The organism is Aggregatibacter aphrophilus ATCC 33389 (assembly GCF_900636915.1).
GTDB classification, from domain to species: Bacteria; Pseudomonadota; Gammaproteobacteria; order Enterobacterales; family Pasteurellaceae; genus Aggregatibacter; species Aggregatibacter aphrophilus.
This window is the reverse complement of sequence record NZ_LR134327.1, coordinates 719215-733560: the sequence shown is the minus strand read 5'-3', so window position 1 is coordinate 733560 and position 14346 is coordinate 719215. Positions and strand designations below refer to the sequence as shown.

Sequence of the window (14346 nt, the reverse complement as noted above, 5' to 3'; positions counted from 1 at the left end):
CATCATTATTCCAACCCTATGCCAAAATCTCGCAAAAGAATTTATTGCCTTTTATTGTTGTCATTCCTCCTCGGCATAGGCTTACTCATTCGTTTTTTGCCTCACGAACCGTTAAAACAACGTTTTCCTTATTCTGTTGCCGTGTATGACGAACAGCAAAATCTGTTGCGTTTAACCACGGCGAAAGATCAGAAATATCGCCTTTGGACGCCTTTGGAACAGCTTTCTCCACAACTCGTTGAGGCGGTGTTATTTCAAGAAGACGAATGGTTTTATTACCATTTTGGTGTCAACCCTTATGGTTTATTGCGTGGGGCGACGCAGACTTATTTATTAGGTGGGACGCCACAGGGCGGATCTACCATTACGATGCAGTTGGCACGGATTTTGTGGGACATTGATAGTCGTAAAATCAGTGGAAAAATTGAACAAATCTTACGCGCGATTCAACTTGAATTGCAATATTCCAAACATGACATTCTTGAGGCCTATTTCAATTTTGCGCCTTATGGCCGCAATGTCGAAGGTGCCGGTACCGCCAGTCTGATTTATTTCAATAAAGCCAATAAAAACCTGAACTTGGCAGAAGCGATGATTTTGGCGATTTTGCCGAAAAACCCTAACGGCTATATTCAACAGAATAATAATCAGCTTAATCCGCAACTGTTTAACGCACGCAATAAGTTATATCAACGTTGGATTACCGAACATCCGCAAGATCGTCAATGGCAATCTCATTTCACCTTGAATTACCCCTTGCGTTCCTTAGAAAAACTCCCGTTTTTTGCACCGCACTTTACCGATCAAGTGTTGCAATATTATGCCGACAGTGATGCGATTCAAAACGGACAAATTGTCACCAGTCTAAATAGTGGTTTGCAACGCTTGGTAGAGCGTATTAGCCGACGTTATTTAGCCCAACAAAAACATTATGGCGTGACCAATATGGCGGTGTTGGTGGTAGATAATCGCACCATGCAAATTAAAACGTTGATTGGGTCGGGAGATTATTTCAATACACAAATCAGCGGCCAAATTAACGGCACCTTAGCAAAGCGCTCCTATGGTTCGACGCTGAAACCCTTTATTTATGGCTTGGCATTTGATCAAGGCTTGGCGCATCCAAAAACCATTTTGAAGGATTTGCCCACCAATTTCGCCGATTATCAACCGGAAAATTATGAAGGTAATTTCCTCGGGCCGGTGACGGTAACTCAAGCGTTGCTGCAAAGTCGCAATATTCCTGCGGTAGAAATGGCACAACAGCTGAAGCAGCCTGATCTTTATGATTTATTAAAACTGGCAAATATTTCGTTGCCAAAAAATAAACAACATTATGGTTTGTCTTTAGTATTGGGCGGGGCAGAACTTTCTATGCAGCAGTTAGCAGAGTTATACGCCGCCTTGGTCAACCAAGGTCAATGGCAACCGCTGCAATTATTAAAGAACCCAGTGACTACTCAAGGCGCACGTTTGCTTAGCGCCGAAAGTAGCTACATGGTGAGCGATATGCTAAGGCAAAATATTCGTCCCGATATTTATAATAAATCCATTAAAACAAAACTGCCGCTATATTGGAAAACCGGCACATCTAATGGCTTACGCGATGCTTGGACGGTAGGCTATTTCGGCAATTACACACTGGTGGTATGGTTTGGGCATTTTAATAATAAAAGCAATCCGCAATTTATCGGTCGTCGTCTTGCAACGCCGTTATTTTTACAACTGGCAGACGGCATTATTGCGCAATATCCAAACATGAAAGACCCATTAAAACGTGAAGGATTAAATTTAACGGATGTGTCGGTTTGTGCCGCCGATGGTAATTTACCGAACCAACATTGTCAGCAACTCACCCAAACCCTGTTTATCCCCGGTAAATCACCGATTCAGGTGAGTAATATTTATCAACAATTACGCGTGCGAAAAGGTACCGACATGTTGGCGTGTGAAAGCGATCCGAACGATCAAACGGAACAAAAAATCTATGAAATCTGGAGCACCGATTATCAAAAGCTCTTTGCTCAAGCCGGGATTATGAAACGTAATCCGATGGTGAATGTTGAATGTCCTTACGAACAGCAAAATCAATCTTTACAACAGATCACGCAAAATCCGTTGCGAATTAATTCGCCATTAGAAAATCGTACTTATCACATTCATCCAAACAACCCTGAAAACCATATTCCGCTTATCGCCACCACATCAGGTGAAATCCAACATTTATATTGGTTTATCAATAATGCCTATTTAGGCGAAAGCCTTTCATCCAAAACTTTCCTCTGGAAACCCACCAAAAGCGGCACCTACCAAATCACTGCCGTCGATGATCAGGGGCACAGCATGACAATGAGTGTGGATGTAAGAGTGGTAAATTAGCAGAAGTGATGAAATATTATTTATCCAATTTTATGAAATATATATTTATTTTATTAAAAGTGCTTAATTTAAGATTGAATAAGATTTAGCATTTATAATCATAAAACTATATACTTAGCAGCATTAAATTTTACTAAATTAGTTTTCATTTTTATTAATGGAGTTTTCTTATGTCGGCCCAATCCGATTACCGTTACAGCTTAAAAGTCAATGGTAATACCGAATTTGACGTAGTGAGTTTTGTATTAACCGAGGGACTTTCGCAACTATTTCGTTTAGAATTGGAGCTAGCCGCCTTTAACCCCGCCTCTTCTTTTTCCGATGTGTTAGATAACGAAGCGACCTTGACCTTTTGGCAAGGTTCGGCGCCAGTGCGTTATGTTTCGGGCATTGTCACAGGGTTTGCGCAAGGCGAAAGCGGTTTTAGTCGAACCCGGTATAAAATGGTAATTGAGCCGTCGTTAAGTCGGGCGCGATATCAATCGGATAATAAAATCTTCCAACAGCAAAACAGCGAAAAAATCCTCCGTACACTGTTGCAAAAGAATCAGGTCTCGCAAGTGGATTTCAGTTTAACGAATGCGGATTGGGTGCGAGAATATTGCGTGCAATATCGGGAAACGGATTTAGCCTTTATTGAACGTTTAGCGGCAGAAGAAGGCGCCTATTATTATTTTGAACATCAAGCGGACAGCCATCTCTTACATTTCTGCAACGATAGCCAAACCGCCCCGCATAAAGGCACCTTGCTTTATAACGCCACGCCGTCAGGCGACCGTCCGCAGGCCGCGTTATGGCATTTCGCTTATGAAGCCAATCTTACCCCACAAAGCCAAACCTTACGTGATTATACCTTCACCAATCCCCGCTATAACTTAGAACAGTCTTCGCTTGCCCAAGGGCAAAATATCCTCGGGGGGCAAAGTGCGGTCAATTCTGCGGGCGTTTATGAAAAGTACGACTACCCGGGACGATACAAACGGGATGAACAGGGTAAACCTTTTAGTCAATATCGTTTGGAGTATGAGCGTCGTGAAGCGGAAGTCGCCTTTGCTCAGGGAGATGATTTACGGGTAGTGCCGGGGTATGTGTTTGAGCTTGAAGGGCATCGTAGAGCAGACTTTAATCGCCCTTGGCTCATTGTGTCAATCGAACATCGCGGTTATCAACATGGGATTTTAGAAGAAGAGGCGGGAGCGTTAGGTAATCGTTATGAAAACCACCTTAAACTGATACCGCACACCACGCAATGGCGACCTCTGCCACAACCGAAACCGAAAGTGGACGGTCCACAAATGGCGCATGTGGTGGGTCCGGAAGGGGAAGAAATCTATTGTGACGACTGGGGCCGGGTGAAAATCCGGTTTCCGTGGGACAGAGTCGGCAGTCATGACGAACACAGTTCTTGCTGGGTGCGGGTCAGTCAGGGTTGGGCGGGTGCGCAGTATGGCAGTCAAATGCTGCCGCGCATCGGACAAGAAGTCATTGTCAACTTCTTGGAGGGTGACCCGGACCAACCGATAATCACCGGACGTACCTATCACAGCACTACCGAACCACCTTATCCGCTGCCGAAACATAAAACGCGGATGACGATAAAATCAAAAACGCATAAAGGCAACGGCTTTAATGAATTACGTTTTGAAGATGAAAAAGGTCAAGAAGAAATCTTTCTGCATGCAGAGAAAGACCATAACCATATCGTCAACCATGACGAAACCAGCCAAATAGGGCATGACCGCACGGAGCAGGTGAGTCGAAACGAAACCGTGAATATCGGACATGACCGCATGGAAACTGTCGGTCTGGATGAAAGCCTGACTATCAACCGAGACCAAATGCGCCATATTGGTCGCAACCGCATCAGCAAAATCGAAAAAGACAATCTTCTCAATATCGGCAATAACTACCAAGTGAACGTGCATGCGGACACGATTATCAAGGTGGGTAAAGATACCACGATTGAAGTGGCGCAGAATGGCGAATGGCTTGCCGGTGATTTACTGGAGAGTATTTGTAAGCATTTTAATATAGAGGGCTATGAGGAAGTGCGTCTGCAGGGCCCGGCGGGCGAGATTGTGGTAAATCAAGAAGGGATTACATTGATAGGGAATGTGCGGATTGAGGGGGAATTGGTTCGGGAAAATGGGGGGCCGGATGCTGTTACTCGTTTCGAAACAGAAAACCATACACCAAATTCACCTTTAATGCAGATACAATTTTTCTTATCTCCACACTCTGAACAGCCACTAATTGGTATGCCTTATACGTTATATGCAGATGGGAAAGAAATCGGAAAGGGTATGACGGATGATAAGGGTGAGATTGAAATTACACATGAAGAAAATGTAGAAAAATATGAAGTCAAATTTATTAATGGGATTCATTATGAAATTCCGATGATTGAGGAGTTTGTCAATGATTCGGATAAGGATGAGATAATGAGTCATGGCTTCTATTTAGATCCAGAAAAAAATATAAAAGAAGCGCTTGAAGAAGCCAAGAACTACGCAAAATTAATTGGAAAACTAGTGTAAGAAAGGGTTATAGAATGACTGATGTAACAAAAAAGCCTATTCAAATTCCAGCTTCCAAATATATGCCAAAGGCAAAAGTTGGATTGAGTTGGTTTTTATCTGAGGAAGATAAAAAAGAGTTTGAACCTAGCATGTCAGATGCACATAGTAAGCAAGTTCCAGCCACATTCAGGGCATTAATTAATGGAGAGGAAGCTTTTGGGGCTATCTATGACAAAATAGAGAATGCAAGTTCTTCCATAGATATTGCAATCTGGGGCTTTCAGCCTTCTATGTACTTTAAACGCAAAAAAGACGGTAAATTTTTACGAATAGGTGATCTTCTTATTAAGATGGCCTTAAACAATGTAAAAGTAAGACTTCTTGTTTGGAGTATGTGGGGTGATGTGCAAACAACCTCCGAAGATGCTGCAAATTTGGGGAATAGACATTATATTGGTTATGGTCGAGCTGCGAAGGAAATTTCTCAGGAACAAATGGAATATGATGCTTATTGGTATGAAGCAATTAGGGGAGAGTTCCATACAACATTTGATAGGATTCGTAATTCGCCAGATGGAGATAGTGAGAAACTTGATAAAATCGCATCTGAATTAGAAGAGAAATATAAAGCAAGATTTCCTTATTTATGGAAAATTTCAAAAGATCAAGAACGCTTAAAAAAAATTCAGTATAAAAACAGACGAGTAACGTTATTTAACGATATAACAAATGGAGGATATTCTGATAAGAATTTACCCTGGCTTGCTGAATTAGCATTGAGTGCGGCATCTACACACCATCAAAAAATGGTTTTAATTGACTATAAAAAGCCCGAAAAAGCAGTTGGTTTTGTGATGGAGCACAATATGTTGGATAACTATTGGGATCGTAGTACTCATATCTACGGAAATTTAGAGGCTGCTAATGCAGGGAAAAATGTTAATACGCCCCTACAAGATGTATCAAGTATTGTAACAGGGGAAGTACTATGGGATTTAAATTATAACTTTTGTCAATCTTGGGATAGAGATGGTTTTTTCGATAATCGAGGATACTATGATTCGAGCGAAAATTTAACTCAAGATAGAAAAGGCATTCAGCGTAGTAGTTTTAAACCTAACCCCAATATGGGAATGGACGGAATGACATTACAGGCTCAGATAGTACGTACCTACGATAAACCTAGAGTGAAGGATATTATGAAAGTTTATTTAAAAAATATCCAACAAACAACGAGTTATATCTATACTGAAAATCAATATTTCCGTTGGCCTGTATTAGCTGAAGAGTTTTTATCTCATTGGAAAAACATGAGAAAAGGCAGACCTGGTCCCATTCATTGGTTTGTTGTTACAAATTCATCGGACAGTGGTATCGGTTCAGGTACATTTACTACTAATAATATGTTGAAATTGTTAGGACGTCAGGATGTGATGCCGAATGTGGCTAGAAACGTAAACTTAGAAGAGTTAGAGACAGAAAAATCTAGAATAGCTTTATCCAATCCCAAAGGGACTTTGGGGGTTCCGGGACCATTGGATGAAACGAGAAAAGCTAGGATAAAGGCGCTAGATGCCGAGATTGAGTCTCGTAAAAAAGACTTAGAGAACGAAAAACAAAAGATCAAAAAAGGTGATATTGCTGAACCGGAAGAAGATCGTCAATTTACGCAAAAACTAGGTTATGAATTTAAAGACACACCGGGTATCAATGCGCATATTTGCACATTGGTGGCAGATAATGCCTGGCAGGAAGTGTATGTGCATTCGAAAGTGACGATTATGGATGACACCTTTACCATTATTAGCTCGGCAAACTTGAATACGCGCAGTATGGAAAAAGATACCGAATTGGGCATTATTTTACAAACAGGCGAGGTCGCACGTGATTTACGCAAGCGGTTGTGGAGTTTGCATACCAAGAAGAATGCAGCAGCCAATCCGGATGGTATGCACGATTATAATGTGGCTGAAAGTGCATTTGATGAATGGAAAGACTTGCTTGATGCTAATCGACAAGCAAAAAAAGAAAAATCCTCAAAACCATTATATCCGCTACGTCAATTTTTTAGACCTAATCCAAAGGTTTCAAGGAAAGATTGATGAAAAAATGTTTTAAAATTTTACTGGTTTTATTGTTAGCTAGCATTATTGGGCTGTTCTTTTTATATCGCTATTTAGAATGTAACCCAATATTTCTGGGAGGAGGGCCTTCTGGCCCGCGCCCTGAGCGCTGCGATATAAAGGAAAAAGAACAACAAAGGAAAACACAAATGGCACAATTAGAACAGTTGGCAGCATTGGAATTTACGTGTCAAAAAGAAGAACTTCCGCCACTTTCGGAAGAAACTCAACAATTATATAACTACGCGCTTTACCATGACTTACATAATATGTGGACGGGAGATAAAGGGGATGAAGTATGGAACGGCTTGGCTCGTTATTACCGCATTGCTGCGGCTAATGGCGATTATAAAGCTAATGTGCGGTTGCAATATCTGTTAAACACCGGGCGCATTAGCACCGATATGCCACAAACGGAAGTGCATAATCTCAATGAAGAACTGGCAAAACAATTGCTGGCGACAGCCTACTATAATCTATATGGTTATTTGGATGAAGATTATGGAGTACGTACCGAAGAGGGCGGTAAATATGCTTATTTGAGAAAAGCAGCGGATTTAGGCAGCCGGGAAGCGCAATATACAGTGGCTGAAATGCTAGAGAATATAGAGGACCCAAATGAGAGTGAAGAGGCCTTTAAATATCGCATGTCTATTGCAAAAGATTTGTACTCTTGTGCATCAGAGCAAGGATTAGGTGATGCTTCAAATGAATTAGCTCTAGGTTTACTATTTCATAAAAAATATTCCGAAGCTCTAGTAGCTTTACATCGAGGGACAAAAAATGGTCATGACTCATCGGCCCGTCGATTGAGTAAGGCTTTTGGTGGTAAATACAAAAATGATGATATGTATTTTTTAAATATACCTGAAGATAAAGAACGTTCACGTCGTTACGAAATTATTGCAAAATACTTATCACGCTATGATTATCTCCACCCCAAAGTCCCCGACCTAGACGAAATTGTGCCATTGCCCCCGGCAAAATTACCGGAATGGGATGGTAAAATCGCCTTCCAGCGTTGGTATGAAGGGGAAGCCCCGCCTAAACCGAGTGAGGCACTGATGCAGAAATTGGCGAATCAGGCAGGACTTCGAGTGGATAATGGACTGGATTTAGAAACAAATTTACCGAAATCCGTAAAAAAATAATAAAATATTGACCGCACTTTATATGTTTAAAGTGCGGTTTTATTTTGAGATGTTGTTCTAATAGGGTGCCCAATGAAAAAATGTTTTAAAATTTTACTGGTTTTATTGTTAGCTAGCATTATTGGGCTGTTCTTTTTATATCGCTATTTAGAATGTAACCCAATATTTCTGGGAGGAGGGCCTTCTGGCCCGCGCCCTGAGCGCTGCGATATAAAGGAAAAAGAACAACAAAGGAAAACACAAATGGCACAATTAAAACAGTTGGCAGCATTGGAATTTACGTGTCAAAAAGAAGAACTTCCGCCACTCTCAAAAGAAACTCAACAATTATATAACTACGCACTTTATCACGATTTGCATAATATGTGGACGGGAGATAAGGGGGATGATGTATGGAACGGGTTAGCCCGTTATTATCGCATTGCTGCCGCTAATGGCGATTATAAAGCTAATGTGCGGTTGCAATATCTGTTAAACACCGGGCGCATTAGCACCGATATGCCACAAACGGAAGTGCATAATCTCAATGAAGAACTGGCAAAACAATTGCCGGCGACAGCGTACTATAATCTGTATGGTTATCTGGATGAAGATTATGGAGTACGTACCGAAGAGGGCGGCAAATATGCTTATTTGAGAAAAGCAGCGGATTTAGGAAGTCGAGAAGCACAATATACAGTGGCTGAAATGCTGGCAGATATAGAAGATAGTGAGGAAACTCAAGATGCCTTCAAGTATCGCTTAGAGTTAGTTAAGCAGTTGCGAACTTGTGCATCTGAACAGGGCGTTGGTAATGCATCCTCTAATTTAGGTGCAAACCTTGAATTAGCTAAAAAATATTCGGAAGCTGTAAAGAGTTATCATCAGGGTGTAAAAAATGGCGATACGATATCTGCATTAGCACTTTCTCTCGGTTTTAATCGAGAAACAACTAGGGATTCTTTTAATTTTCTTGATGTCCCATCCTGATGATGAGCGAGCAAAACGTTATAGCGTGATTCGTTCATACCTATCACGCTATGATTACCTCCAACCCAAAGTCCCCGACCTAGACGAAATTGTACCCTTACCCCCAGCAAAATTACCGAAATGGGACGGTAAAATCGCCTTCCAGCGTTGGTATGAAGGGGAAGCCCCACCAAAACCGAGTGAGGCACTGATGCAGAAACTGGCGAACCAAGCAGGACTTCGGGTGGATACCGGGTTGGATTTAGAAACGGGTTTACCAAGAGAAGTGAAAAAATAACAAAAATTTCGACCGCACTTTAGATTGTAAAGTGCGGTTAATTTTTGTCTTTTTATAACTAAAAATTTGTCAACTCAGTCTGCGCAGACTCTTTCTCTTTATACTAAATTTCACTTTTTACTTGCCTTTAATAATTTAATTTCATATGAAGAAAAGAGGAAGATATGAAGTTATAGCTACTAATAGTGTATATTATGGCTATACTGATGATAGCGTTTTATTGAAGAGACTAATAATGTGAGCATCATGAGTTATGCTTTCTATTTAGAGCAAGGAAAAGCTGAAAATAAAAGCCAGCAGAAGAGAAGAGCTATATAAATTAATTGAAAAACTGATATTAAGGAAGGTAGTGGTATGACTGAAAATATAAGAAAACTTATTCACATTCCTGCATCAAAATATAAATTAAGAGCAAAAGTAGGATTTAGTTGGTTTTTATCTGACGAAGATAAAAAAGAGTTTTTACCTAATATGTCAGATGCTCACAGTAAGCCTGTTCCCGCTACATTTAAGGCGTTAGTGAATGGGGATAAAGCATTTGCCACAATTTATGAAAAAATAGAAAAAGCAGAGTCTTCTATAGATATTGCGATTTGGGGCTTTCAGCCTTCGATGTATTTTAAACGTGACGGTAAGTCTTTGCGTATTGGTGATCTTCTTATTAAAAAGGCTTTAGAAGGAGTGAAGGTAAGAATTTTGGTTTGGAGTATGTGGCTTGATGCTCAAGCATTAAAGAGAGATTCTGCAAATTTAGGTAAAAAGAATCTAATTGGTCATGGTCATCCAACTGAGGAGATTTCTTCGGAACAATCGAATTATGATGTTGATTGGTACAACGCAATAGACGGCAAGTTTCATTTAAAATGTCGTAATGAGCATGATGACAATGATTATTATAAAGAGGCTAGGGATAAATTAGAAAATGAATATAAGGAAATGTATCCTTATTTGTGGAAAATTTCAGAAGATAAGAAACGTTTGCAAAAGATTCAGTATAAAAACCGACGGATAACACTTTTTAATGATATAGGGAGTGGAAAGTATGCTGATAGAAATTTGCCTTGGAAGGCTGAATTACTTCTCGGGGTGACCTCTTCTCATCACCAAAAAATGGTATTGATAGACTACGAATATCCAGAGCGCGCAGTTGGATTTGTGATGGAGCATAATATGCTGGATAACTACTGGGATGAAAGTGTTCATATTTATGGTGAACTAAAAAAAGCTAATAAAGGAAAAAATGTCAATACGCCATTACAAGATGTTTCTAGTATTGTGACAGGGCAGGTGTTATGGGATTTAAATTATAATTTTTGTCAATCTTGGGATCGTAATGATTTTTTTGAGAATCGGGGAAGCTACGATTTGAGTGAAAATTTAACTAAAAATAGAAAAGATATTCAGCGTAGTAGTTTTAAACCGAATCCAAGTATGGGAATGGATGGAATTACATTGCTGGCTCAGATAGTGCGTACTTACGATAAACCTCGAGTGAAGGATATTATGAAAGTTTATTTAAAAAATATCCAACAAACAGTGAGCTATATTTATACTGAGAATCAGTATTTTCGTTGGCCGGTATTGGTAGAGGAATTTTTATCTCATTGGCGGACAATGCGCAAGTATAGACATGGTCCTATTCACTGGTTTGCCGTCACTAATTCATCAGATAGCGGTATTGGTGATGGTACGTTCACTACCAATAATATGCTGAAATTATTAGGCAGGCAGGATGTGATGCCAAATGTGGCGAAAAAAGTGAGATTGGAAGAATTGGAAGCAGAAAGAAATAGAATATCTTCAACTAATCGTGGTACGCCTGGGCTCATTCCCCTGTTAGATAAGACTACTGAAGCACGACTAAAAAAAATAAACGCTCAAATTGAAGCCTATAGGAAAGAGGTGAAAGAGGCTAAATCCCGGATAAAATATCAATACCTTGAGAAAGAGCTAGAAAAGCATCAATTTCAGAGAAAAAAACAAGGTGATATTCTATATGGAGAGACAGATCTAGATTTTACCAAAAATTTGGGGTATGACTTGAAAGATACACCAGGAGTAAATGCACATATTTGTACCTTAGTGGCAGATAATACTTGGCAGGAAGTGTATGTTCACTCCAAGGTAACGATTATAGATGATGTATTTACCGTAATAGGCTCAGCAAACTTGAATACGCGTAGTATGGAAAAAGATACGGAGCTCGGGGTTATTTTAGAATCAGGAGAGATCGCACGTGATTTACGCAAACGGTTATGGAGTTTGCATACCAAGAAGAATGCCGCAGCAAATCCGGATGGTATGCATGATTATAATGTGGCAAAACAAGTGTTTGCTGTTTGGAAGGTTCTGCTTGATGATAATCGCAAAGCCAAGAAAGAAAAATCATCAAAACCATTATATCCGTTACGTCAATTTTTTAGACCGAATCCAAAAGTGAGTAAGTTAGACTAATGAAAAAATGTCTGAAAATTTTACTGGTAATAGTGATAGTGACAATCATCGGTTTGTTTTGGTTATATCGCTATTTTGAATGTAACCCGCTACATCTTGGCGGAGGTCCCTCGGATCCGCCACCGGCACGTTGCTATGCAAAAGAACAGGAACAACAAAGGAAAACACAAATGGCACAATTAGAACAGTTGGCAGCATTGGAATTTACGTGTAAAAAAGAAGAACTTCCGCCACTCTCAGAAGAGACTCAACAATTATATAACTACGCACTTTACCATGACTTACATAATATGTGGACGGGAGATAAGGGAGATGATGTATGGAACGGATTAGCCCGTTATTACCGTATTGCCGCCGCTAATGGCGATTATAAAGCTAATGTGCGGTTGCAATATCTGTTAAACACCGGGCGGATTAGCACCGATATGCCGCAAACGGAAGTGTATAATCTCAACGAAGAATTGGCAAAACAATTGCCGGCGACAGCCTACTATAATCTATATGGTTATTTGGATGAAGATTATGGAGTACGTACCGAAGAGGGCGGCAAATATGCTTATTTGAGAAAAGCGGCGGATTTAGGGAGTCGTGAAGCACAATATACAGTGGCTGAAATGTTAGAGGATATTGAAGATCAAAATGAGAGTGAAGAAGCCTTTAAATATCGGATGTCCATTGCAAAAGATTTGTATTCTTGTGCATCAGAGCAAGGGTTAGGCGAGGCTTCAAATGAATTAGCTCTTGGTTTACTATTTCATAAAAAATATTCAGAAGCTCTAATAGTTTTACATCAAGGTGTAATAAATGGCAATGATTCTTCCGCTCATAGGCTAGATAAAGGATTTTCAGGTCAATATAAAGATGGTGATATGTATTTTTTGAATGTGCCTGAAGATAAAGAGCGCTCTAAACGTTATAACATTATTTGGAATTACTTGACTGATAACGACTATCTTCAACCCAAAGTCCCCGACCTAGACGAAATTGTGCCATTGCCTCCGGCAAAATTACCGAAATGGGACGGTAAAATCGCCTTCCAGCGTTGGTATGAAGGGGAAGCCCCGCCTAAACCGAGTGAGGCACTGATGCAGAAATTGGCGAATCAGGCAGGACTTCGAGTGGATAATGGACTGGATTTAGAAACAAATTTACCGAAATCCGTAAAAAAATAATAAAATATTGACCGCACTTTATATGTTTAAAGTGCGGTTTTATTTTGAGATGTTGTTCTAATAGGGTGCCCAATGAAAAAATGTTTTAAAATTTTACTGGTTTTATTGTTAGCTAGCATTATTGGGCTGTTCTTTTTATATCGCTATTTAGAATGTAACCCAATATTTCTGGGAGGAGGGCCTTCTGGCCCGCGCCCTGAGCGCTGCGATATAAAGGAAAAAGAACAACAAAGGAAAACACAAATGGCACAATTAAAACAGTTGGCAGCATTGGAATTTACGTGTCAAAAAGAAGAACTTCCGCCACTCTCAAAAGAAACTCAACAATTATATAACTACGCACTTTATCACGATTTGCATAATATGTGGACGGGAGATAAGGGGGATGATGTATGGAACGGGTTAGCCCGTTATTATCGCATTGCTGCCGCTAATGGCGATTATAAAGCTAATGTGCGGTTGCAATATCTGTTAAACACCGGGCGCATTAGCACCGATATGCCACAAACGGAAGTGCATAATCTCAATGAAGAACTGGCAAAACAATTGCCGGCGACAGCCTACTATAATCTATATGGTTATTTGGATGAAGATTATGGAGTACGTACCGAAGAGGGCGGCAAATATGCTTATTTGAGAAAAGCAGCGGATTTAGGAAGTCGAGAAGCACAATATACAGTGGCTGAAATGCTGGCAGATATAGAAGATAGTGAGGAAACTCAAGAAGCCTTTAAGTATCGTTTGAATCTTGTTGAACAGTTGTGGGCATGTGCATCAGAACAAGGGCTTGGTGAGGCCTCTGGAAATTTAGGATCTTTTCTTAGACTTGATAAAAGATATGATGAAGCATTGAAGGTTTCCCATCAAGGAGTTAAAAATGGTGATTCCATATCTGCATTAGTGCTTTCTCATGCTTTTGAAAGCGGGGTGCAAGCAGATAATCTTAATTTCCTTGATGTATCTCCTGACTATGAGCGTGTAAAACGTTATCACATGATCAGTTCATATTTATCACGTTATGACTATCTCCAACCCAAAGTCCCCGACCTAGACGAAATTGTGCCATTGCCTCCGGCAAAATTACCGAAATGGGACGGTAAAATCGCTTTCCAGCGTTGGTATGAAGGGGAAGCCCCGCCTAAACCGAGTGAGGCACTGATGCAGAAACTGGCGAATCAGGCAGGACTTCGGGTGGATAATGGACTGGATTTAGAAACCAATTTACCGAAATCCGTAAAAAAATAATAAAATATTGACCGCACTTTATATGTTTAAAGTGCGGTTTTATTTGAGATGTTGTTC

At 40.2% G+C, this 14346-nt stretch carries 7 protein-coding genes and 1 pseudogene; all 8 read left to right on the top strand.

Going from position 1 to position 14346, the window contains the following annotated elements:
* Positions 1-18: 18 nt before the first annotated feature.
* The 8 genes and pseudogenes from pbpC (at position 19) to EL144_RS03595 (ending at position 14289) form a co-directional block, all read left to right on the top strand.
* A complete protein-coding gene (gene pbpC, locus EL144_RS03630) occupies positions 19-2379 on the top strand; it encodes a penicillin-binding protein 1C (RefSeq protein ID WP_005702783.1) in 2361 nt (786 codons plus the stop codon).
* A gap of 170 nt (positions 2380-2549) precedes the next feature.
* Positions 2550-4916 carry a type VI secretion system Vgr family protein gene (locus tag EL144_RS03625; protein ID WP_126379390.1) on the top strand — a complete coding sequence of 789 codons (2367 nt, stop codon included), beginning with the start codon at positions 2550-2552 and terminating at the stop codon, positions 4914-4916.
* Between the two features lie 14 nt (positions 4917-4930).
* Positions 4931-7000, top strand: coding sequence for a phospholipase D-like domain-containing protein (locus EL144_RS03620; protein ID WP_005705169.1), 2070 nt, complete (start codon positions 4931-4933; stop codon positions 6998-7000).
* Complete coding sequence (locus EL144_RS03615; protein ID WP_065336523.1) at positions 7000-8172, top strand: DUF6396 domain-containing protein; 1173 nt, start codon at positions 7000-7002, stop codon at positions 8170-8172. Before EL144_RS03620 ends, EL144_RS03615 begins: the two co-directional genes overlap by 1 nt.
* Positions 8173-8244: 72 nt before the next feature.
* A pseudogene (locus EL144_RS03610) lies at positions 8245-9418 on the top strand (DUF6396 domain-containing protein).
* 354 nt (positions 9419-9772) lie between these two features.
* Complete coding sequence (locus EL144_RS03605) at positions 9773-11872, top strand: phospholipase D-like domain-containing protein (RefSeq protein ID WP_050332966.1); 2100 nt, start codon at positions 9773-9775, stop codon at positions 11870-11872.
* Entirely contained in the window at positions 11872-13044 is a 1173-nt protein-coding gene (locus tag EL144_RS03600; RefSeq protein ID WP_126379386.1) for a DUF6396 domain-containing protein, read from the top strand. The genes EL144_RS03605 and EL144_RS03600 overlap by 1 nt, the downstream gene beginning before the upstream one ends.
* A gap of 72 nt (positions 13045-13116) precedes the next feature.
* Positions 13117-14289 (top strand): DUF6396 domain-containing protein, encoded by a 1173-nt coding sequence (locus EL144_RS03595; protein ID WP_126379383.1) that lies wholly within the window; start codon positions 13117-13119, stop codon positions 14287-14289.
* Positions 14290-14346: the final 57 nt, after the last annotated feature.

What these genes read in the sequence shown, in the direction of transcription:
- EL144_RS03600 (WP_126379386.1), top strand. Translation starts at nt 11,872, where the DNA reads ATGAAAAAATGTCTGAAAATTTTACTGGTAATAGTGATAGTGACAATC.
- EL144_RS03615 (WP_065336523.1), top strand. Translation starts at nt 7,000, where the DNA reads ATGAAAAAATGTTTTAAAATTTTACTGGTTTTATTGTTAGCTAGCATT.
- EL144_RS03625 (WP_126379390.1), top strand. Translation starts at nt 2,550, where the DNA reads ATGTCGGCCCAATCCGATTACCGTTACAGCTTAAAAGTCAATGGTAAT.
- EL144_RS03620 (WP_005705169.1), top strand. Translation starts at nt 4,931, where the DNA reads ATGACTGATGTAACAAAAAAGCCTATTCAAATTCCAGCTTCCAAATAT.
- pbpC (WP_005702783.1), top strand. Translation starts at nt 19, where the DNA reads ATGCCAAAATCTCGCAAAAGAATTTATTGCCTTTTATTGTTGTCATTC.
- EL144_RS03595 (WP_126379383.1), top strand. Translation starts at nt 13,117, where the DNA reads ATGAAAAAATGTTTTAAAATTTTACTGGTTTTATTGTTAGCTAGCATT.
- EL144_RS03605 (WP_050332966.1), top strand. Translation starts at nt 9,773, where the DNA reads ATGACTGAAAATATAAGAAAACTTATTCACATTCCTGCATCAAAATAT.